Source organism: Micromonospora sp. NBC_00821, assembly GCF_036347035.1.
Taxonomy (GTDB): domain Bacteria; phylum Actinomycetota; class Actinomycetes; order Mycobacteriales; family Micromonosporaceae; genus Micromonospora; species Micromonospora hortensis.
On the sequence record NZ_CP108881.1, the window covers coordinates 23,532 to 43,942 of the forward strand.

At 71.1% G+C, this 20,411-nt stretch carries 21 protein-coding genes; 6 read left to right on the forward strand and 15 right to left on the reverse strand.

Going from position 1 to position 20,411, the window contains the following annotated elements; all coding sequences use genetic code 11:
* Positions 1-71: 71 nt before the first annotated feature.
* From OHB44_RS33160 to OHB44_RS33220, 13 genes are all read right to left on the reverse strand, one after another.
* The gene (locus OHB44_RS33160) at positions 72-719 is read right to left on the reverse strand and encodes a hypothetical protein (protein WP_330441360.1); all 648 of its coding nucleotides are present in this window, start codon (positions 717-719) and stop codon (positions 72-74) included.
* 48 nt (positions 720-767) lie between these two features.
* Positions 768-3,191 (reverse strand): FtsK/SpoIIIE family DNA translocase, encoded by a 2,424-nt coding sequence (locus OHB44_RS33165; RefSeq protein WP_330441361.1) that lies wholly within the window; start codon positions 3,189-3,191, stop codon positions 768-770.
* Positions 3,192-3,289: 98 nt separating this feature from the next.
* Positions 3,290-5,221, reverse strand: a complete 1,932-nt coding sequence (locus tag OHB44_RS33170) for an ATP-binding protein (RefSeq protein WP_330441362.1) — start codon at positions 5,219-5,221, stop codon at positions 3,290-3,292.
* Positions 5,222-5,320: 99 nt separating this feature from the next.
* The gene (locus tag OHB44_RS33175; protein ID WP_330441363.1) at positions 5,321-7,327 is read right to left on the reverse strand and encodes a hypothetical protein; all 2,007 of its coding nucleotides are present in this window, start codon (positions 7,325-7,327) and stop codon (positions 5,321-5,323) included.
* Positions 7,324-7,767 (reverse strand): hypothetical protein, encoded by a 444-nt coding sequence (locus tag OHB44_RS33180; RefSeq protein ID WP_330441364.1) that lies wholly within the window; start codon positions 7,765-7,767, stop codon positions 7,324-7,326. The genes OHB44_RS33175 and OHB44_RS33180 overlap by 4 nt, the downstream gene beginning before the upstream one ends.
* 15 nt (positions 7,768-7,782) lie before the next feature.
* Entirely contained in the window at positions 7,783-7,998 is a 216-nt protein-coding gene (locus OHB44_RS33185; protein ID WP_112583577.1) for a hypothetical protein, read from the reverse strand.
* A 389-nt stretch (positions 7,999-8,387) separates the two neighbouring features.
* Entirely contained in the window at positions 8,388-9,590 is a 1,203-nt protein-coding gene (locus OHB44_RS33190) for a hypothetical protein (protein WP_330441365.1), read from the reverse strand.
* 152 nt (positions 9,591-9,742) lie between these two features.
* Complete coding sequence (locus OHB44_RS33195) at positions 9,743-10,126, reverse strand: RRQRL motif-containing zinc-binding protein (protein ID WP_330441366.1); 384 nt, start codon at positions 10,124-10,126, stop codon at positions 9,743-9,745.
* A complete protein-coding gene (locus OHB44_RS33200; RefSeq protein WP_330441367.1) occupies positions 10,123-10,368 on the reverse strand; it encodes a hypothetical protein in 246 nt (81 codons plus the stop codon). Before OHB44_RS33200 ends, OHB44_RS33195 begins: the two co-directional genes overlap by 4 nt.
* Positions 10,368-10,943 (reverse strand): hypothetical protein, encoded by a 576-nt coding sequence (locus tag OHB44_RS33205; protein WP_330441368.1) that lies wholly within the window; start codon positions 10,941-10,943, stop codon positions 10,368-10,370. Before OHB44_RS33205 ends, OHB44_RS33200 begins: the two co-directional genes overlap by 1 nt.
* Positions 10,940-11,620, reverse strand: a complete 681-nt coding sequence (locus OHB44_RS33210; RefSeq protein ID WP_330441369.1) for a GGDEF domain-containing protein — start codon at positions 11,618-11,620, stop codon at positions 10,940-10,942. The genes OHB44_RS33205 and OHB44_RS33210 overlap by 4 nt, the downstream gene beginning before the upstream one ends.
* Positions 11,617-12,147: an Lsr2 family DNA-binding protein gene (locus tag OHB44_RS33215; RefSeq protein ID WP_330441370.1), complete on the reverse strand. Its 531-nt coding sequence runs from the start codon at positions 12,145-12,147 to the stop codon at positions 11,617-11,619. Before OHB44_RS33215 ends, OHB44_RS33210 begins: the two co-directional genes overlap by 4 nt.
* Positions 12,144-12,740, reverse strand: coding sequence for an RNA polymerase sigma factor (locus tag OHB44_RS33220; protein ID WP_330441371.1), 597 nt, complete (start codon positions 12,738-12,740; stop codon positions 12,144-12,146). Before OHB44_RS33220 ends, OHB44_RS33215 begins: the two co-directional genes overlap by 4 nt.
* 239 nt (positions 12,741-12,979) lie before the next feature.
* Here OHB44_RS33220 and OHB44_RS33225 point away from each other — a divergent pair, with 239 nt between their 5' ends.
* The 6 genes from OHB44_RS33225 (at position 12,980) to OHB44_RS33250 (ending at position 16,591) form a co-directional block, all read left to right on the forward strand.
* Complete coding sequence (locus tag OHB44_RS33225) at positions 12,980-13,837, forward strand: sigma factor-like helix-turn-helix DNA-binding protein (RefSeq protein ID WP_442932721.1); 858 nt, start codon at positions 12,980-12,982, stop codon at positions 13,835-13,837.
* Positions 13,838-13,841: 4 nt separating this feature from the next.
* Positions 13,842-14,663, forward strand: coding sequence for a protein phosphatase 2C domain-containing protein (locus OHB44_RS33230; protein WP_330441372.1), 822 nt, complete (start codon positions 13,842-13,844; stop codon positions 14,661-14,663).
* A 118-nt stretch (positions 14,664-14,781) separates the two neighbouring features.
* Positions 14,782-15,153, forward strand: coding sequence for a hypothetical protein (locus OHB44_RS33235; protein WP_330441373.1), 372 nt, complete (start codon positions 14,782-14,784; stop codon positions 15,151-15,153).
* A 115-nt stretch (positions 15,154-15,268) separates the two neighbouring features.
* A complete protein-coding gene (locus OHB44_RS33240; protein WP_330441311.1) occupies positions 15,269-15,934 on the forward strand; it encodes a hypothetical protein in 666 nt (221 codons plus the stop codon).
* 88 nt (positions 15,935-16,022) lie between these two features.
* Positions 16,023-16,208, forward strand: coding sequence for a hypothetical protein (locus tag OHB44_RS33245; RefSeq protein ID WP_112583568.1), 186 nt, complete (start codon positions 16,023-16,025; stop codon positions 16,206-16,208).
* Positions 16,205-16,591, forward strand: a complete 387-nt coding sequence (locus OHB44_RS33250) for a hypothetical protein (protein WP_330441312.1) — start codon at positions 16,205-16,207, stop codon at positions 16,589-16,591. The genes OHB44_RS33245 and OHB44_RS33250 overlap by 4 nt, the downstream gene beginning before the upstream one ends.
* Before the next feature lie 30 nt (positions 16,592-16,621).
* Here OHB44_RS33250 and OHB44_RS33255 read toward each other — a convergent pair whose 3' ends face one another.
* Both OHB44_RS33255 and OHB44_RS33260 read right to left on the reverse strand, forming a co-directional pair.
* Complete coding sequence (locus OHB44_RS33255; protein WP_330441313.1) at positions 16,622-17,110, reverse strand: hypothetical protein; 489 nt, start codon at positions 17,108-17,110, stop codon at positions 16,622-16,624.
* Positions 17,111-17,255: 145 nt separating this feature from the next.
* A complete protein-coding gene (locus OHB44_RS33260) occupies positions 17,256-18,248 on the reverse strand; it encodes a hypothetical protein (RefSeq protein ID WP_330441314.1) in 993 nt (330 codons plus the stop codon).
* Positions 18,249-20,411: the final 2,163 nt, after the last annotated feature.

Below are 20,411 nucleotides of genomic sequence, written 5' to 3' on the forward strand. Positions count from 1 at the left end.
TGTCTGCTGGATGGGGGAGTGGCGGGCGGCCCTGGCTGTAGGAGGCGTGGGCCGCCCGCCGTATGTGCGGGTCAGTAGGTGCTGTCGATGACCGGATCGCGATCGCGCCGGTTGGCAAGGCTGGGCAGGATGTCGCCGACCGTGAGGCTGCTGCGGCCGGCGTAGGCAAGCAGGGACAGCGTCAGCCACACCACGGCGGTCAAGCCGGCGGCGGCCGGGCCGGTGCCGGCCGGAGCGCCGGCGTACACGGCAACGCCGGTCAGGGCGCCGATCGCGGCCCAGCCGATGCGGGCGTAGGTGGAACCGAACAGCGCGCCGAGGTAGAGGGCGCCAGCCGCGACGAGCCACATGATCCACAGGTCACGGGCGGTGGCGGGCAGGCCGGCGGTGTGGGTGTCGAGGTAGGCGCGCATCGGGTCGGAGATGCTGTGGGTGATCGGCCCGTCGGTGACCCAGGCGCCGGCCGCGCCGAAGCCGGCGTCCACGACGTCGGCGAGCTTGGTGACGATGACCCAGATGGCCCACAGCAGCACGCTGAGCAGGCCGAGGGCGGCCAGCGCGAACACGCCGAGCAGCCAGTTGTCGCGCACGAACAGCGCGGCGCGGTTGTCGCGCCACCAGGTGGCCAGCGACCGTCGGCGGCCCTCGCCGGTCTCGCTGGTGGTGATGTGGTCGATGGGGGCGAGGTGCTGCTCGCCGGAGGTGGGGGAGGTGCGCATGGGGCTCTCCTTCGTCTGGCGGATCCGGGTGGGACGGTGCGGGGCAGGTCAGCGGCGGGTGCCGTTGCGGGGGAACGCCAGCACGGTCGCGCCGGCGTCGTCGGAGTCGGCGGGGGAGTCGCCGCCGAGCGCGGCGAGCAGGTCGGGCAGCTTGTCGACGCGCACGAGCACGTCACGGGCTTTGGAGCCTTCGGAGGGGCCGACCACGCGCAGGTCGGCGAGGGTGTCCATGAGCCGGCCAGCTTTGGCGAAGCCGATGCGCAGCTTGCGCTGCAGCATCGAGGTCGACCCGAACTGGCTGGTGACGATCAGCTCGGCGGCCTCACGCAGCAGGGCCCGCTCGTGGTCGTCGAGCCCATCGACCACAGCGGTGTTCACCGCCGGGCGGGCCGGGGTCTCAGCGGCCGGCGGCATCACGGTGGCCGGCGCGGAGGGCTGGGCACCGGTGGCGGCCTGGGAACGCCAGTGCTCGACGACGGCGGTGACCTCGGCGTCGCTGACCCATGCGCCCTGGATCCGGACCGGCGTGGACGCGCCCATGGGCAGGAACAGGCCGTCGCCCTGGCCGAGCAACTTCTCCGCGCCGGGCTGGTCGAGGATGACCCGGGAGTCGGTCAGGGAACTGGTCGCGAACGCGAGCCGCGACGGGACGTTGGCCTTGATCAGCCCGGTCACCACGTCCACCGAGGGGCGCTGGGTGGCCAGCACGAGGTGGATGCCGGCGGCGCGGGCGAGCTGGGTGATCCGCACGACCGCGTCCTCGACCTCGCGGGGCGCGACCATCATCAGGTCGGCCAGCTCGTCGACGACCACCACCAGGTACGGGTACGGCTTGAGGGCTCGTCCGCTGGGCGCGGTGGTGGTGATCTGCCCGGCGCGGACCTTGCGGTTGAAGTCGTCGATGTTGCGCACGCCGGTGAGGGACATGTCGTCGTAGCGCAGGTCCATCTCCTGCACGACCCAGTCCAGGGCGTCGGCGGCCTTACGCGCGTTGGTGACGATCGGGGTGACGAGGTGGGGGATGCCGGCGTAGGCGGTCAACTCGACGCGCTTGGGGTCGATCAGCAGCAGCCGCACCTCGTCGGGCGTCGCCCGGGTCAGGATCGACACGAGCAGGGTGTTCAGGCAGCCCGACTTCCCGGCTCCGGTGGCGCCACCCAGGAGCAGGTGCGGCATGGTCGCCAGGTTCGCCGTGACGGCCTTGCCGTCGATGTCCTTGCCCAGACCGACGAGCAGCCGGTGCCCATCACGGGCGGCGCGGGAGCGGATGACGTCGCCGAGGGTCACCGTCTCCCGGTCGGGGTTGGGTACCTCCACACCGACGGCGCTCTTGCCCGGGATCGGGGACAGCAGCCGCACCTCGGGCTTGCCGACGACGTAGGCGAAGTTCTTCGCCAAGCCGATGACGCGCTCGACCTTTACCCCGGGGCCGATGGTGATCTCGTAGCGGGTGACGGTCGGCCCGCGGTGCGCGCCGGACACCGTCCCAGCGACCTTGAAGTCGTCCAGGACGCCCTGGAGGGCCTTCTTGCCGGTGTCGGTGGCGGCGGTACGCCGCTGCGGTGGGTCGCCGGCGGCGAGCAGGCTCAGCGGCGGCAACTGGTAGCCGCCCGCCGTCACCGGCTCCGCAGCGGCGGCCGTCGCCGGCGTGGCCGCCAGGGCCGCCCCGGTCGCCTCGCGGCGCGGGCGCGGCGGTCGGGGTGCCGATTCCACGGAATCCGCCGGCGCCGCTGCGGTGGTAGGCGGGCGTGGGGCGGCCGGCACCTCGGCAGCGTCGTCCCGGTCCACGTCGTCGACGTCGTCGACCAGCCGGTCCAGGTCCTCATCGGTGTCGGCCAGTGCGGCCCGGCGCGATCGCGTGGCGGCGAGGGTGGCCACCACGGCGACCGGGCTGATGCCGGTGGCGGCGGTGAGGCCGGCGGCGATCAGGCCGAGTAGGACCGGCACGGCCCCCCAGATGCTGAGCACCGCGTCGAGAGCGCCGGTGATCTCACCGAGCAGCCCTCCGGCACCGGCTGTGGGCAGGTCCAGCAGCCCGCAGAGGCCGGCGGCGGTGAGCAGGGCGCCAGCGGCCTGAGCGAGGATCCGCACCGTCTGGCTGCCGGCGGGGTGGCGCATCGCCTGGATCGCGAGCCAGACCAGGGGCAGCGGCGCGACGACGGCGAGGTGGCCGAGAAGGCCCTCGGCGATGCCGGCCGGCACACCCAGGAGCCGGCCGGGCACGCCAGCGGGGTGGGTCCACACGGCGGCCGCGGTGATGACGCCGGTGAGCAGCAGGACGAGGCCGGCCGTGTCGTGGCCGGGCAGGTCGACGCCCGAGGTCCGGTGCGGGCTGGGCAGCTTGCGGGCGAGGCGGCCGGCGCCGGCCGCCGTGGCGTACCAGGCGGCGAGGGCGGCCAGGCCAGCGCGGCGGGCGAATTCGGCGCCGTGGTCGACCTCGGGCTGCTTCTTGCTGCGGCGGGTGCTGGCCATGGGAGTCTCCTTGTCCGGGGTGAGCGGCAGGGCGGGGTGGGCTTGGCGGCCACCGCGAGAGCCGACCCGGGCGGTGCGGTCGGCTGTCACGGCGGCGGTCAGGCCGAGGTGGTGAACGGGCCGCCGCGCTGGGCGGGCGGGGTGATGCGGCCGGTGTCCTTGAGTCGGCCCAGCAGCGCGTAGAGCTGGGACTGGTTGACCGGGCAGTCCGGGCGGTCCAGCAGCGCCTGAGCGGAGGCGGGTCCGCGACGCAGGCACGCCAGGACCCACTCGGCGGGGGTCAGCGGTGCGTCCTGCTCCACCACGGTCGTGGCCTTTCGTCCGCCGCCACCGCCGAACGCGGCGCGCAGCCGGTCCACCGCGCTGCCACCGCCTGCGGTCGTGGCCGCCTTGGCGGGAGCGCGGTGCCCCGGCAGCACGATTGGGCTCTTGGGGTCGACCTCGGGCACGTTCCACCGCACCGGCACACGCGGGGCCGCAGCAGCGGCGGCGGCCTCGTCGAGGTTCGGGACGCGGCAGAGCATCCCGACGCGGTTGCTGTGGCGCAGGTAGCCCATGCCGGCGGTGGACTTCCCGTCGATCTCCGGCTGCAGGGCGAACGGGTCACCAACGAAGTCGTCGGGCAGGATCGTGGTGCCCGATCCCCGATTGGACAGCCGCAGGACCAGGGCGTTGCCGGCGACCAGGGCATCGCGCAGCCGCACCGACCCGCCCAACGAGCGCATCTGCGGCAGTTGCGTGGCCAGGACGATGCCGAAGCCGGTCTTGCGCATCGTCTCGGCGGACTGCTCTACCAGCGCCACGATCGGGGTGTTCGGGATCAGGATCAGCTGGCACTCGTCGATGATCATGATGAAACGGCTCAGGCCGAGGGCCTTGACCCGGGGGTCGTTCTCGTCGAAGGCCTCGACGCCGGCGTCGGCGAGCAACTGGGACCGGCGCATGATCTCGGCGTGCGCCCGGCGGGCCAGCAGCGTGGTCTTCTCGATGCCCGGGTGGTATTCCACGGCATCGCGCCACGCGGGCAAGGACTGGCCGTTCTGCGGGTCGCCGACGGCGACCTGAACGCCACCTTCGAGCAGGTTCGCGATCAGCGCACCGAGGGCGCGGGACTTCCCGGCGCCGGTGGAGCCGACGACCAGGCCGCCGAGCACGCCGTACTTCGGCCGGGACGCCACCCAGTCGCCGGGGGAGCCGTCGGCGAACCGGGCGATCTCGAAGCGGCCGTTGTTGTAGGTGGGGCCGGTCCACGGCACGCCGGTGGCGATGTAGGAGTTCTCGACGAGGACCACCCGCAGCCACGCCCGCTTACCGGTGGATCGCCAGCCGACCGCGCCCTCGTTGAGGTCCAGGGCGACCTCGACGTCCACCCCGGACTTGAACAGCGGGCCGGGCTTGGTGCCGGGGGCCAGACGCACGAGGGCTTCGGTGATGCCCGGCCGGGGCTCGACCGCCTTGACGAGGCTGGTGCCGGCGCACACGCCCTGCCCGACCACCTCGTGCTGCCAGCGCTGCTCCCAGTGCGCGGTCAGCGGGTCGGCCACGTCGACCGGCTCGTCGATCACCACCGGCTCGGGCGCCGCTGGCGGGGCGAGGTGGCGCAGGTGGTGCCACCACGGCCACCCCAGCACCGCGCCGAGCGCGGTCGGCACCGCGATCGTCAGCGTGGGGTGCGCGGCCATCGCGGCCGGTCCACCCCCGGCGACCGTCGCCACCGCAGCGCCGCCGAGCACGACCGCGATCGCGGCCCGCCAGGCGCGCACGGTGCGGGAGCGGGCCTGCCAGCAGGCCGCCGTCGCGGTGATGGCCAGGGCGAGGATCCCCACGGTCTGCCACGACAGACCCAACGGCCCGGCGACCCACGCAACGGCCAGCTCCGCGGCGACCCAGTACGCGGGCAGCAGCCGCCGCCAACTGCGCTTGATCAGCCAGGCAACCGCGTAGGCGGTGACGGCGAGCAGGGCGGTCAGGACCTGGCCGGCCTTGGCCAGACGGTCCGCGCGGATCTCGTCATTGGTCCGGGTCGACATCGCGGGCTCCTCACGTTCAGGGCTGGGCGGGGGCGGTTCGAGGGGGAGGGGAGAGGGCCCCGGGGCGGTGCTCGCCCCGGGGCCCGGGGTGGGGTCGGGTCAGCCGACCAGGACTTCCTTGCTGGCGACGTTGCCGCCGGCCTCGGCGACGGCCTCGGCGACCTGGCCGTCCTTCGCGTTGAAGTCGGCCAGGGCGGCCTGCAGCTCCTCCTGGGCGGTGTTCAGCGAGCCCTGAGCGGCGGCGAACGCCTCCGCGGCGTCGCGCAGGTGCCCGACGGTGGACGCCGACATGTCCAGGCCCTCGTACCGGTCGGCGGCGTCGGTCAGGACGCCGGCGACACCGGCGACCTCTTCGGCGCGCTCCCCGGCGGCCTCGGCGGCCTGGGTGAACGCGGCGCGGATCTCGTCAGGGCCAGTGGCTTCCAGGTTCACGGTCATCTCCTTCAGATCGGTGTAGCTGTTGGTCATGGGGCTGGGCCGGGTGCCCATCCCCTGGTCGTCGTCGGCCCTCTCCGAGCGGCACATGGCCAGGGGGCGGCCGAACGGGCCCACGACGATGTCGTGGGCGTCGAGGTCCTTGCCGCACGACGAGCAGCGCTCGAAGCCCGCGCGGATGCCCTCGATGTCGCCGGCGAGGTCGTTCGCCGGGTGGAGCTGGTCGTCCCCGGCCCCGCAGCGGGGGCAGTGGAACGGCCACATCTGGGTCGGCCCGTTGACGAGGCCGCAGGCCGCGCACCGGGTGTAGTGCTGCTCGCCCGGCTGGTTCGTCTCGGCCGTCGGTGTGGTTGCGGCCGGTGCGGCGCTCGCCTCGTTCGTGGGCTCCGGCGTGGCCGCCTGGCGGTGGTCGGCGCAGTACGGGTCCTGCCCGTCGACCGGGTTGTCGCACCACTGGTCGGGGTGGCCCTCACGGACCTCGCGGTAGGCGCACTTGCCGTACAGCTCGGTGCGCAGCCGCTCCCGATCGGCCTGGTTGGTCGGCGCGGGGGTGTCGGTCGCTACAGGGGGGTCGGTCGGCGTGGTCGGCGCCGGGGTGTCGGTCGGCGTGCTCGGCGCAGGTGTCTCGGTCGCCGTCACGCAGGTGTGCTGGGCGCCCGCTGCCTCAGCGCCGGCCTTTGAGGCGAAACCCGACCCGTAGGCGCGGCACTTCGGGCACCGCCAGTAGTACGTGGGGACATCACGCGCGGCGCAGGTGTGCTTGGCCGCTGCGGCGTCGGCGGCGGGGCGGGTGGCGAACCCGGTCTCGGTGGCGTCGCATGTCGGGCACCGCCACCGGAACGTGGGGATGTCGGGTGCCGGGGCGGGGTCGGGAACCTCCCGCAGCCGGCTGTCGTCGGCACCGCAGCGGGGGCAGCTGCGCGGCATCTCGTCGGTGACGCTGGTCTTCCCGCACCGGTCGCAGGTCGTGTGGTGGAACCGCTGCGGCCACTCTTTGGTGGTCAACTTGGGCGTCGGGGGCACCGGGGCGCTGGCCGCCGACTGCGGTGCCGCTGCCGGCTGCTGGCTGGCCGGCGATGCGGGCTCCTGGGCGCCGCCGGGAATGACCCTCAGCACCGGCCGGCGCGGCTTCTGCTCGCCCGCGCCGTCGTCGGCCGATTCGGCGGAATCAGCGCCGGCGCCGCTGCCTTGGGCGTCCCCCGGCTCACCGGTGTACTGCTCGGGGTGCTCGGTGCGGGTGTGCTCCCGGCCGGCGGCCAGCGCGTTGGCCTCGATCCGGTACGGGCGGCTGGCCCACCCGCAGTGGTCGCAGTCGGCGTACCAGCGGCCATCCTCGTCGACGTCGACCACGACCCCGTCGACCGCCTGGGTGCCCCGCTTGCGGGCGACGGCGCGGCGGCGGCGGGCCCGGGACCGCTCGGTGGCGTCCTCGATCAGCCCGGCGAAGTAGCCGTTGGCGGCAGCAACCGTGCTTCCGGTCCGGCCGGCGCCGGCCGGGGCGCTCGCCCCGGCCGGGCCGTCAGCGGCGGCCTTCTGCGCGGCGGCCTGCTGGCGGGCGCGGGCCTGCCGGCGCGGGGACTGCTTGCCCCGCACCGCGTAGGAAGCGTCCTCCAGCAGCAGCACGGCGATCTTCGCCACCGCCAGGTAGACCAGGATGTCGAAGAAGATCACTGGATCACGTCCCGGATCGTCGCGCCGAGACCGCCGATGACCATCGGCAGCAGCAGCGCGCAGGTCAGCGCGGCGTGGGCCAGCTTGGCCTTGCGGCCCCCGCCGCCGCCCTTGCCGACCGCGCCCTTGCCGGCGCCGGCGGACTTGCCGCCGCCCTTGCCGCGCAGGAACACGGCCACGACGATCGCCAGCCCGATACCGAGGGCGGTGGGGATGGCCAGGGCGACGTCCTTGGTGTCCTGGCCGATCCAGTCGCCGATCGGCTCGGCGATCGCGGTGATGCCCTTGGCGAGCCACTTGTTGACCTGCGAGACGACGTCGCCGGCGAGCAGCGCGCCGACGCCCAGGCCGGCCATGACCCGCAGGCGAGGGGTGAAGTGGAAGACGAGCGACAGAACGATGTAGACGAGGCCGGCGAGCACGAACAGGGCGCTGGTCATGGGTGGTGCCTCCTCTCAGAGGGTTGCGATGAAGACGGCGGCCACCGCGGCGACGGCCACCGTGCGTAGGGGATGGGCCAGGACCCACGAGGCCAGGTGCAGCAGCCCGCGCGGGATGAGTACGAGCACGGCCCAGCAGGCCATCGCGATCGCGTGGGCGTCCTGGCCCTCGCGGGCCCGGCCGGCCTGCCCGACCATGTCGGACAGTGGCTCCGGGGAGCCGGTCCACACGGCGGTGACGCTCTCCCAGTCGCCCGGAATATCACGGAGAGTAATTCCGGTGCCGGAGTTGGGGCCGGAAGAGGCCAGCTCGGTTCGTGTGGTTTCGTCCTGGTTGGATTCCGGTAGGGGAGGGGCCGGCGGGGCCTCCTGCCTCTGCGGGACCAGGGGAACCACGTCCGCTGGCCGCCGGAATGGAATTCGCGGCGTCGGTGACGGACGGTAGTTGTCCTCGGCGGGTAGAGCGCTCACCAGATCACCTCCATCAGTCGTGAGTGGTGCAGGGTCGGCATGTGCGTCATCAGGTCGGTTCCTCCTGCCGAGGGGTGGGGCCACGGCACTCGGCCCGACGTCGTTGGCGGGCCGAGCACCGTGGTCTCATCTCCCGGGCCTGCGGCGCGTCAGGCGACGCGGTCGCTGCCAGCTAGTTCGAAGACCTGGCCGGCGATTTCCACCGGCACGGCGTTGAGGACCTTGCGGATGGTGCGGTCGGAAATCCCGGTGATCTCCGCCAGCTCGGCCTGTTTGGCGTCCGGGTTTTCCGCTCGCGCCCGGAGGATCGCCGCCACCTTTTCCGGCTTGACCGTCTCCACCTCGGGCAGGTCAGCCGGCAACTCGGCCGGAACGGCGGCCAGAGATTTCCGCGTGACGGGCCGCAGGATTTCCGGCTGCCGGCCAGGGTGGATTTCCGCCCGTTCCTGCGCCCGAGCCAGGGCCCGGCGGGTGCGCTCCAGCTCGTTGACGAGACCGTCGCGGGCGTCCTTGATCGCCTGGCTCTCCTGCTCGGCGATGGCCCGTGCGGTGGCCAGCCGCTCGGCGAAGCGCTGCGCCTCGTCGAGCTGCGCCCGCAGCGCCCGGACCGTTTCGTCCAGTTCTGCGGCTCGCTCCTGAGCGGCCTGACTCGTGTAGCGGGCTTCGGCCAGTGCCTGCTGGTGGTCGCGTTCGGCCTGCTCAGCGGCATCGGTGAGCGCCTGGATCTGGTCGGTCGTGGCCTTCTCGGTGAGGGCGCGGGCGGTGTTGGCCCGATCGGCGGTGTCACGGGCCTCGGCGAGGCGGCCTTCGGCCAGGGCAGCAGCCTCGGTCGCGGCGGTGGCCCGCTGATCGGCGACCCGGACGGCGTCGGCGGCCTCGGCGGCGGCGCGGGCGTGTGCGGCGATTTCCGCCTCCGTGGCGGCCTCGATTTCCGCCTGCTTTTCCGCCTGCGTCTGTGCCAACTTTTCCGCCTGGGCCGCGCGGGTTTCCGCCTTGGCGCGGGCAGCGGTTTCCGCCTCGGCCCGTGCCGTTTCCGCTCGGGCCTTCGTCTCGGCTGCCACCTGCGCCGCCTTCGCGGCGGCGGTTTCCGCTCGCGCCGCCCGCAGCTCTTCCGCCCGCTCGGCCGCCTTCGCTGCTGCCTCTATCTCCTTTGCGGTACGACCGGTCAGCATCTTGACCCGGACCACCACGATCGGCGCGACGCAGGCGACCGCCATCACCAGACCCCAGGGCGTCTCCTCGCCCTCGGTGATGAAGACCGGGAGGAGGTGCACCGCGACCTGACAGAAGATCATCAGCAGCATGCCGACGACCATGTCCTTCCACCGACGACGGTGGAACGCGGTGATCACGTACACGTCGAGCATCACCGGGAACATCCAGGCGATCCACGCCGAGAAGTGGGCCAGGACCGCCAGGTCGAACTCACCCTTGGCGGTGAGGATTACCGCGGCGGCCATCGCGATCCACGGCCCTACCGTTGCCGCGTCGCGGACCTTCTCCTTCATCGGGCCGCTCCCATCGCTGGTGCGCAGTCCAGGCACTCGCCCAGGGAGCGCGGGATGTAGTAGGGCCGCTGGACGCCGCAGGTGCGGCAGGTGCGCCGGGCGGCCAGGGCCTTGCCGATCGCGGTGAGCTGCGCCGCCGTGGCGGTGCGCTTGGCCGCCGCCTGGTCGACCCGGTAGAGGTAGGCCACCCGCTCGCCGCCCACCCCGCGCCACATGACCTGAGCCGCGATCGGCTGACCACCCGGGCGCAGGCCCTGCGCCCGGAGCTGACGGGCCGTGGCGTAGCCGGCCGGAGCGCCCCGCCACCAGAACGTCGGGATGCCGAAGGTGGTGCCCTCGGGGTCCCAGTACGTCGCGCGGATCCGGGTCGCCTTGCTCACGCCGCCGCTCCCAGGGTCTTAGCGGGTGCCGGCACCCGCTCGTCGGTGATCAGCGCCTGCCCAGCGCCGAGCAGCTCGCGGGCGATCTCGTCCTCGGCGCAGGACTGGTGGCAGGCCGCGCCCTTGGCGTCGCGCATCTTGGTGGTGGTGGCGCAGACCCGGCAGGGCAGCGACCGGTCACGGTCGTAGTGGCCCGGTGCGGTCCAGTCGAGGTGGACTCGCACCACCAGCCGCCCGGCCATCAGAACGCCTCCCCGCGTCGAGCCCGGACCTGCGCGAGCAGCTCCTTGCCGAGGGGGTTGAGGTCGGCCTCGTCGACGTCGACGGCGAGGGGGTGGCGGTGCTCGCCGACCCAGCGGGCGACCCGCCGGCCAGCCAGCACCACGCCGACCAGGCCGACAGCGACGGCGGGGGAGTAGACGAGCTGCTCCGGCACCTCGCTGGTGTGCTCGGCGTACCGGCGGCCGAGGTCCACCGTGGCGGCGGCCAGACCGGCCACCAGGATGCTGACCAGCGCGATCCGGGTACGGCGGCTGGTGCCGGTCTCGCCGGCGTCGTCCTGGTCGACCAGCTCGCCGTCAACCGGCGTGATCGGCCACCAGCCGTCGCGGCCCGCGCTGTCCCAGGCAGCGCCGCAGGCCGGGCACGCCCAGCCGTCGACTTGCCGGTTCAGCACCACATCGTCGAGCGGGCACAGCGCGCCGACGTCGTCCAGGCGCAGCGCGGGCGGCACCTGGAACACCGTCCGCAGCAGGGGCCCGTCCAGCGGGGGCCGGCAGGCCAGCGCCCGGTGCTCGTTGCTGCTGATGCTGGTCATGCGGTCACCCCCAGCGCGTTCGTCAGGGCCGCCAGCTCCCGCATCCGCAGCAACGGGCGCTGCTCGGCCTCGGGCAGCTCGGTGAGCACGCAGTGCTCGACCAGGCCGTCACCGCCGCGCAGCTTGGCCTCGTACGCGGCGGCGTCCGCCGCCGCCATGACCCGAGCCCGGTCATCTCCGGGGGTTGCGTGGACCGCGCCGACGCTGGCCGTCACCGTCACCGTGATGCCGTCGGCGACTTCGATCGGCGCGGACAACGCCTGGATGACCTCGGCGCCGAGGATCTGCGCCAGCGGCGCTGGCGACGGCGACGCGAGCACGAACTCGTCACCGCCGATGCGGGCGACGACCGCGCCGTCGATGCCGTCCAGCGGCTCTCGCAACCGGCGGCCGATCTCGACCAGCAGCGCGTCGCCGGCGGCGTGGCCGTAGGTGTCGTTGACCGGCTTGAAGCGGTCCAGGTCGATCAGGACCAGGTCGAAGGACTCGCCGTCCAACTCGTCGAGCGCGGCGGTCAGCCCGGCGCGGTTCGCCAGACCGGTGAGCGGGTCCGTGGTCGCGCTCCGGCGGGCCTCGACCAGCCGGGTCCGCTGCGACCGGGCCACCTGCGCGGCCCACACGTGCCCGAGCAGCGACAACGCGCCGGCGGCTGGGAGCAACACTCTGAGCGCCTTCACCGGGTCACCTCCGACCCGGTCGCGGTCGCGGTCGCCCACGCCTGCAGAACATTCCGTGGAATCCGGCCGCGCTCGGCCACCTCGTAGCCGTTGGCCTGCGCCCACTGGCGGATCGCTAGACGCTGCGCGGTGCCCACCGAACCGGTGCCCATCTGCTGGCGCACCGCGGCCAGCTCGGTGGCCAGCTCGGCCTCCTTCGCCGCGAGCTGACGCGCCACGGCGGCCAGCTCGGCCTCCAGCCGGCCGGTCAGCTCGTCAACGAGGCTGGTGATTTTCTCCGCAAGCTGGCGGGTCCGCGCGGCCTCGCTGCCCTGCGCCAGGGTCAGCAGTTGATCCAGCGTCCGCAGCGGCCGAGCGGCCGGCGCGGAGGGAGCATCGGTCCGAGCGGCCGGGGTGGCGCCGGGGCCGGTGATGACTCGGATGCCCATCGGCAGCCGCTGCGTCGGGGCGGCCGGCTTGCCCTGGGCGGCGCGCAGCAGCGCGGCCGTGTCGGTGCCGTTGGTCGGCGTGATCGTCGGTGCGCTCATGCCGGCATCACCACCCCGGCTGGAAGCAGCCCGCGCAGTGCCATGAGCGCCTTGCGCTGTAGGCCCTTGATCGCCTTCGGGGTCTTGCCCATCGCCTGAGCGGTCTCGTCGATCGACAGCTCCCGCCAGTACCGCAGCACGATGCACTGCCGCTGCGGCGCGGTGAGCTGGTCGACGCCGGCGATCAGCGCGGCGTGGGCCAGGCGGGTCACCGTCGTCGCCGCCGGGTCGCTCGTCGTCTCGGCCTGGAGGTGCACCTCGGCCACGGGAAACTCGACGCTGTGCGACTCGTGGCCGCCCGCCAGGTTTCGGGCGATGGCGGTGAGCCAGGTGCCGAAGTCGCCGCCTGGGCGGAACGCGCTGAGGTTGTGCAGCGCCCGCAGGAACGTCTCCGAGGTCAGGTCCTCGGCCGTCTGGCGGTCGCGCACCTGGGTCGACACGAATCGGTAGAGCTGGTCGACGTGGCGGTCGTAGAGCAGACCGAACGCCTCAGCGTCACCAGCCTGCGCCCGCGCTACCAGCGCGGACACCTCATTGGCCGTCGATCCAGAAGGAGCCTGCACCGGTTCGGCCGGGACAGGACGTACCCTCATTGCTGGCATCTGAGCCTCCTTGGGGTGGATGCCGTTGGGGCCTCGGCGGGCTGCTATCCCGCCGGGGCTTCCGTCTTTCAGCCCCCTTTACTGCCGTGTTTAGGGGGATGGACTTAGGACACCACGGCCCTTACCTTTGGTCAAGCCCCCTGAATCACTCAATCTCGAAAGCCCCCTAGATCGGCCGGCTCATGGCCCCTGGGTTGACCAACTAGGCTCTGGTTAGCCCCCTCACCGGAGTGGAGTACGCCGTGCCGGACCCGCAAGACGTGACGGCCGCACAAGATCCCCTTGAGCGCGCTCGCCAGATCAACGCCCTCATCGATGACCACCAGATGGCCATCGCGGAACTCTCACGCGAGCGGCGTGAGCTGTTCGAGGGGTTGCTGCACGACGGGAAGATGACCCAGCTGCAGATTGCCGAGAAGCTGGGGATGTCCCGATCGCGGGTCTCGCAGTTGCTATCCGCCGGCGTTCGGCCCGAGCGTGCACTCCTTGGTTCGGGTCGCCTGACCGTCGCGATCGGCGGGAAGCACGAAACCGGCCGGCCAGACGGCAAACCCTTGGCTGTGCTGTCCGCCGAGGCCCTGGCCGCGTACGACCGCCTCGCCCAACTGACTCGGTCTGTCGGCCTCAGCGCGGACCACGAAATCGTGCCGCCACCCGGCATGGTGAAGCTGAACCGACCGAATCTGATCGTCCTTACGAGCCCGCGGCTGCTGCCATTCGTGGGTCAGGTTCTGGAGGCAGACGAGCACCTGGGATTCGCCGTTGACGAGCGCGGCTGGTACCTGATCGACAAAAATGCCGGCAAGGAGTACCGGTCACCGAGCGACAGCGGCGAGCCCGTCGACTATGCCTACATCGGCCGGCTCCCTCGTCCCGACGGCAAGGGAACGTTCTTGTATCTCGCTGGCATTCACGGCCCCGGTACGGCTGGGGCGGCCCATTACCTTGAGGGTCACCTGGCCGAGATCTACCGCGAGGTACGAGGGCGCCGTTGGTCCGCGCTGATCACCTGCAGCTTCGATCCAGCCACTCGCCAGATCACCTCCAGCGAGCTTCTGACGCCGATCTACCGGCCCGACGGTGCATGACCGCATGCGAATACTGGTCAACAGTGATCCAGGCAGCGCGGATCGAGACAACGAGGACTGGCTCCACGCTGGCGAGAACCTGGTGGCTGTGTTGGACGGTGCAACCGCGCGAACGGATACCGGCTGCCTTCATGGCGTGACCTGGTATGCCCGTCGGTTGGGCGAGAACGTCGTCGAGTTGGCGCGTGACCTGTCCACGCCGCTGCCAACAGCACTCGCTCAGGCGATCAGCCGAGTCGCAGAGGAGCACCGCGGCACCTGCGACCTGGAGCACCCAGGGACCCCTTCGGCCGCCATCGGCCTGGTGCGCTTCTACCCGACCAGCCTTGAGTACCTGGTTCTCGGCGATGTCTCGCTGGTCGTCGATCAGGGCGGCCGATTGAGCGTGGTAACCGATGATCGGGTGAGCCGTACGGCTACTGCAGAGCGGGTGGAAGCGGACCGATATCCGATCGGTTCACCAAGCAAGACCGCCGCCCTGCTCGCCATGAAGCACACCGAGCTGGCCGCTCGAAACGTGCCCGGTGGGTACTGGATCGCCGAGGCCGACCCGACTGCCGCGCAGCACGCTCTGATCGGCGCTGCCCCCGTGGATGATCGAACGCGGTTGGCTGTTCTGAGCGATGGTGCTGCTCGTGCCGTCACGCTCGGCCTGCTCGACTGGCCCGGCGCAGTAAACCTGCTCTGCTCCGAAGGGCCGGCAAAATTGATCGCCCGCGTACGCCAGGCTGAGGCCGAAGACCCGCACGGAACGCGGTGGCGACGCAACAAGTGCTCCGACGACGCAACTGCCGTTTACGTTGACGGCTTCGCCGGTACGCAATAGCCGAGCCGGTACGCTCAGTCCCAGTTCGACCCGCGTTCAGCGGCCCCATCCTGACGCGGGTTGGGGGCCGCACCGCGTTCGCGCTCGCCGGACGGCGGGCTTGGTCGTTGAGCAGGGCATGACGAGTCAGCCTGCCAGTGAGTTTCATCAGCCTGAGCGGTACTTCGCGGCGCTGGGCCGCGTCATGCACGCCCTAGCCCTCATCGGTGTTCTCGGCGAGATGACGGCGCTCCGATGGTGGAGCGCGGACCAGACCTGGAAGATCGAGTGGCGCACGGGCCCTGATCCGCACCAGGTCGCGGCCATGCTGTGGCAGGCCGCAGCGGACCTCCAACACCCGGCCTCCCGCGCACTGCGAGGTATGACCTCACTCGACCGGTCGAACGGCAGCCCGCACTACGCGTACCTGCAGGTGCTGGATGTGCCGGTGATGCTGCGTGCGCTGGACCCAGCTGCCTCGGACACGCGGCTGGCCGCCGCCTCCGTGTAGGGCCCTGGACAAGTCAAAACCCCGGCTGCATACCCGCGAGGGGCAGAGGCTGGCCGGGGTCTTCTGGGCAAGCATAGCGCGGTTGCCCAGCTCGGTCGGCGAAAGAGGAGTTTCGGTGGGCGCGTCTGAGCTGGCGACGCTGGAACGGCGGTGGTCCCCGGAACGCTTGGCGCCGTACCGGGCGGCGTGCGGCGGGGACCTGGCCGCCGCTATGGCGCTGTACGAATGGAACGCCGAGATCTCGGCCGCGCTCGGCACGACGCTGGGGCATCTGGAGATCCTGCTGCGCAACGCTCTGCATGAGGAGCTGACGGCATGGTCACGACGGCGCTTCGCCGATCCCAGCTGGTATCTCGATCCGGGCGCGGTGCTGACCGACGAGGCCCGCCGGGACGTCGCCAAGGCGCGTGGCCGCGCGACCCGCGACGGCCGCTCCGAGGCACCCGGGCGGGTGATTGCCGAGCTGAACCTCGGCTTCTGGCGGTTCCTCCTGGCCACCCGCTACGACGCCACGCTGTGGCGTGGGTGCTTGCACCGGGTTTTTCCTGGTCAGCGCCGTCGCACGGTGCACAGCGCCGTGGGTCGACTCCATGAGGCCCGCAATCGGATGGCTCACCACGAGCCGATGTTCAACCGGCCGGTTGCCGACCTACGCGCTACCGCGATCGAGGTGGCCGGCTGGTTGTGCCCGGTGACCCGGGACTGGATCGACGGGCGTTGCCGGGTTCTTCCGCTGATGGTCGCCAGGCCGGGTGCGGTGATCAATCAGGCTCGCCGCTGATCACACCTGACACGGCAGCCTCACAGAGTTGTTGGTGGCTGCTGGTCTGGCCATGGGTATCTGGGCTGGCCAGGGGTATTCTGTAAAGATGGCCGACCAGGATCCGGACACCGCCACCGACACCACGGCGATGCTCGCTGCGGCTGGCATCGTCGTGACCGAGGAAGGCCGGGCGCGTGCCCGGCACCGCCTGGACGACGCTCGCGCCCGGTGGACGCCGGCGCTTGAGGCGGAGGCCCGCGAGCAGCTGGGCCTGCCGGCCCGCGCCGCGTGACCGACCCGACCGTCAGGGTCATCCTCGACGCGTCCGCGATCATCGCGTTTTGCCGTGAGTCGATCGACGTCGGCGAGGTCATCGCCGAGGTCGCCGACGAAGAGGGCTCCGTGTTCGGGTTGCCGGTGCTGTGTCTGGCCGAGGCGGCCCGGGTCGTCGCCGACCAGGACCGCTTGGCGCTGCTCGTCACTCACCGCGCCGCCGAGGTGCTCAGCCCGGAGCCGGACAGTTGGCGCGCTCTCGCGGTCACCCTGGACACGGTGGGCCGGGTCGATGCGGCCAGCGCGGTGCTGGCCGCCATCGACCTGGGCTGTCACGTCCTGACCGGTCAGCCCGGGTTGTACGGCGGCATCGCTGGCGGCGGCCCGGTCATCGCGATCTGACTATCGCAGCCGTGCGCCGTTGACCACGCCTCAGATGGTCAGGGCGAACAGGTCGAGCTGCTCACCGGGGTCGGCCGGCCGGCACGCTGTCCACACGGCCTCTCCGGCTCGGGAGCAGCCGTCGACGACGTCGTTCCAGCCGGCACCACGGAATCCGCCTGGGTGGTCGCGCCAGGCAATGACGGCCTGCTCGCAGCGCCAGATCAGCTCGTCGGTAATCCGGCCGCTGTCGAGGACGTTGCCGAGGTCGGTCCAGGCCAACCGCAGCGGTTGGTGCAAGCCCCCGTCGGTGATCTCGATCCGTGCCCGGGTGAGGCGGAGCATCCGGCCGGCGGGCAGTGTCCGTCCGGTGTAATCAGGGGCGAATCGGCTGGCGTCTCGGGTGCGCCAGTAGGTCAGGGGGTCGATGGCGTGCCCGCAGGCGGTGATCCCGACGGCCCAGGCCAGCAGTGGGCGGTGGGTGGCCGGGGTGGCGGTGGCGAGGATGGTGTGGGCGTCGGCCCGGTGGCTGCTGGTCATGGTGATCGCCCGCGTTGGCTGTGGTCCGGTGGCGGCCTGGTGCCCGTGATCACCAAGGCGCACCGCTGGCCAGCGGCGGGCTGCTCGATGACGGGCGAGAGTTGACGGCGGGCCGACCCACGTTCGGGGTCGGCCCGCTTCGCGTCTACGCCGGGAGAGCGGCGAAGTCTTCGGTCGGGTCGAAGTCGCTGCCGTCGTATCGGGCCGCAGCGGCGTACAGGGCACCGGTGATGGTGCTCAGGGGGGCGCACTGGCCGTGCCAGGTGATCAACTCCCCGCCGGTCATCTGCTTGAATGCCGGGTCTGCCTGCTCGGTGAGGTGGTCCCCGAGCACGCTGATGGTCGCCTCGGCGAGGTCGTAGCAGCGAGGGCTGCCGGTGAGGTGCCGGGCAGCGGCACGGATCGCGCTACGAACTAGGTAGCCGATCTTGCCGGGGTGCTGCGTCAGGCGGCCGGCGGCGGCGCGCAGGGTGACGGCCGGACCGAACGTGCCGGTAATGAAGGGGCAGGTCGGATCACACGGCTCGTCGTGGCCGGCGGTGCCGCAGCCGACGCACTCGTTGTTGTGGTCGAACTCGGCAGCCGGGATGGCGTGCCGATGGTCTGCGGCCTCGTGCTCGCGGATCAGGGTGCCGAGCACGTCGCGGACGTTGAGGGTCTTCCCGGCGGCGGTGCGGCAGTCCGCCGCGTAGCCGGCGAGGTCGGTGGTGTCGATCCAGGCGCCGCCGATGGGCTGGAAGTGCACGCTGCTGCTGATGTAGCCGATGAAGTGCTCGCCGAGCATGAGCCGGGCGCGGGTTCCGCCGGTGCCGGGGACGCGCCGGACGTCGGTGACGCGCAGCTTGGTGTGGGGGACGACGAGGCCGGTGTGGGGCAGGGTGGTGGGTTCACCGGTCAGGCCGGCGTTGATCAGCTCGATGGGGCGCGGCTGGGTGCGCAGGCAGGTGCGGCAGTCGATGGGGTCGGTGATCGCCTCGCCGGCGCGGACGTCGTCGCCGCGACCGCTGGCACCGCACCAGGAGGCGACGTAGCGAGGGCTGCCGTCGGGCCCGGTGATGCTGCTCAGGCTGCCCAGGTGCACGGCCTTCCCGCGACCGACGCGGACGGGGGCGAGCTGGGCGGGGCGGCTGATCGTCATCGTGGTTCTCCTTCTGCGCGCCCACCGGTGACCTGAAGAGGCGGGTGGGTTTGGCGCGGCCGATTGGCGTGGTGGCGGCCCGTCCGCCACGCTTCTCGGCGCCGTCGCGGCCCCCGAGGCTCGCGGTCAAGGGGCGAAGAGCAAAAGATCTTGGCGTCCCTCAGCCAAGATGTTTTGCGTCCCCTTGACCGGGAGTGGGGCCGTGGCAAGCTGAGGCCGCGCTTAGAGGAGATGGCGCGTAGCGCCTTCCTGATCGCCGGCTTGCCGGCGGCCCTTCAGCCCCGTAGGGCTTTCGGAAATCCCAAATGCCCTGCGTGCTGCCAGCTTTAATCGAAATCTCGGACGTCCTTCGACACAGGACCAAGGGCCTTCGGCCAACCCGGCGACCCTGCCACATCGCGCACTTCGTCAACCCCTCGGCCACGAGATCGTCCCTGTGGCGCCCTGTGTACGCCGACACCCTGGCTCGCTCGTGCAGGGCCCACCAGCGGCATCCGACAGGTGGCCGGTCGAGGCGCTTCGGTCCGGAGCTCCGTCCCGGCCGCCCGAACAGCGTCTTCAAGTCCACCACCAGAGCCCCCCACGACCACGCGCGTCTGCGAGCCAGCCGAGGACGGCAGCTGGGCTCACTGAACACGTGGCGTCCTCCTGGCCCATACGCGAGACGCCACGGTCGTGAGAGGACACGAGCCCTGGCCACGGCGACACTGAGCGACCGATAGCCATAGCCCACAGGAAGGGGTTCCGAAAGTCGATGATGAAGAGCCATCGAGGTTTCTGTCGCGCAGCCAACACTTCCCCACGTCGGGCTCATACGCATCGGCGCCCTGCGACACACCTGCCCGGATGTCACAGGGATATCCGAGCCTGGCACCTAGAACTCATCGGGCTCCCACTGAAAACGGCAGTTGTCACAGCCGTCCTGGGCCACCACGCAGCAGGTCCACCAGTCCTGGAAATGACCTTCGCTAGCAGCGCGTAGCAGTGCATGCACGCTCGGAGGACGGCGATCTGCTGGCCTCGCTAAGGCGGGCCGACGAGCATCGAACAGGGCCAAAAAAGATGGCTCCTCCGTTGCACCGGAGGAGCCATCAACCCATTGGCCATCCCCGCGTGAGGCAGACCGTTGGGGAGCTTCGTCGCAGGTCACAGGCCGTGGCGGCCGACTTCCTGTCGTACTGATTCTGACACAACAAGGACTGAACTAGCAAGCCGCATTGACTTAATAACCTCGGATCCTGATTATAGAATCAGGATATATTCTCCAGCCTTCTAATTTACTCGTCCAGAGTCCTGGACGGTCACTCATCGGTGGATGACACTTCCAAAGCCAAGCCACTCCGCGCCACCTCTGGTAAATCGGCAACTACCGATGAGCATTTCCATGCATAGCGAGTTCGTTTAGTTGAGCCATGTACCACACCTGATACATCGATCCGCCTAAACGGCAGAACTTACAGTTCGACAACATCGCCTGAACCGAGGAGCATGGAACCATATTATGCGGTTCCGACAGGATGGCACCCGGCGTTGACCTGCGGTATCTCTGCTTCAACCTAGATTCAGTCGGCCCGACCGAAGCTGGACGGTGGTCCACTCGTAGGGCCGGAGACGTCGAGCTGTAAAGGTGTTCGGAGCATCCGGACAACGTTTACACGCTTCGCTCGCCGAGGGAACCCTGCAAACCCTGCAAAACCTGCAACCTCACTACCGAGAAGGTCGTCGGGATTCAGTTCGTGAAGTGCCCGCCTGGGGCGTGACCTGAATTGACCGGGATTCGACCCGGCACGTACGATGAGCCCGGCTCCGGCGGTATCCGACGCCCGGATCGCGGTTGCACCCGCCCCGGACGTACCACCGGAATTGGCCATCCCCGCGATGAGTCAGATGTTGGGAGGAGGTGTGAAAAGGTGACTGAGCTGCGCCTATCGCTGCGTGCCCCGAAGGCCGTGGTGATCCAGATCGTCGTCGTGGTGCTGATCGTCCTGGGCTTCGGCCCCTGGGTGGTCTAGCGAGGAGAACGAGCTTCACCTTGAGGGCGAGCACCGTTCGCGGTGCTCGCCCTCGCTCGTTAGGTGTCGCCTCCCGCCTGGCCGGTACGGACAGGCGACTGGATGAGGCTGGGCTGGTCAGCCGGGATGCCCTCGACGAGGCGTGCGGGGC

What these genes read in the sequence shown, in the direction of transcription:
- OHB44_RS33215 (WP_330441370.1), bottom strand. Translation starts at nt 12,147, where the DNA reads ATGAGCGCACCGACGATCACGCCGACCAACGGCACCGACACGGCCGCG.
- OHB44_RS33205 (WP_330441368.1), bottom strand. Translation starts at nt 10,943, where the DNA reads ATGACCAGCATCAGCAGCAACGAGCACCGGGCGCTGGCCTGCCGGCCC.
- OHB44_RS33230 (WP_330441372.1), top strand. Translation starts at nt 13,842, where the DNA reads ATGCGAATACTGGTCAACAGTGATCCAGGCAGCGCGGATCGAGACAAC.
- OHB44_RS33180 (WP_330441364.1), bottom strand. Translation starts at nt 7,767, where the DNA reads ATGACCAGCGCCCTGTTCGTGCTCGCCGGCCTCGTCTACATCGTTCTG.
- OHB44_RS33200 (WP_330441367.1), bottom strand. Translation starts at nt 10,368, where the DNA reads ATGGCCGGGCGGCTGGTGGTGCGAGTCCACCTCGACTGGACCGCACCG.
- OHB44_RS33170 (WP_330441362.1), bottom strand. Translation starts at nt 5,221, where the DNA reads ATGTCGACCCGGACCAATGACGAGATCCGCGCGGACCGTCTGGCCAAG.
- OHB44_RS33255 (WP_330441313.1), bottom strand. Translation starts at nt 17,110, where the DNA reads ATGACCAGCAGCCACCGGGCCGACGCCCACACCATCCTCGCCACCGCC.
- OHB44_RS33235 (WP_330441373.1), top strand. Translation starts at nt 14,782, where the DNA reads ATGACGAGTCAGCCTGCCAGTGAGTTTCATCAGCCTGAGCGGTACTTC.
- OHB44_RS33245 (WP_112583568.1), top strand. Translation starts at nt 16,023, where the DNA reads ATGGCCGACCAGGATCCGGACACCGCCACCGACACCACGGCGATGCTC.
- OHB44_RS33260 (WP_330441314.1), bottom strand. Translation starts at nt 18,248, where the DNA reads ATGACGATCAGCCGCCCCGCCCAGCTCGCCCCCGTCCGCGTCGGTCGC.
- OHB44_RS33160 (WP_330441360.1), bottom strand. Translation starts at nt 719, where the DNA reads ATGCGCACCTCCCCCACCTCCGGCGAGCAGCACCTCGCCCCCATCGAC.
- OHB44_RS33165 (WP_330441361.1), bottom strand. Translation starts at nt 3,191, where the DNA reads ATGGCCAGCACCCGCCGCAGCAAGAAGCAGCCCGAGGTCGACCACGGC.
- OHB44_RS33220 (WP_330441371.1), bottom strand. Translation starts at nt 12,740, where the DNA reads ATGAGGGTACGTCCTGTCCCGGCCGAACCGGTGCAGGCTCCTTCTGGA.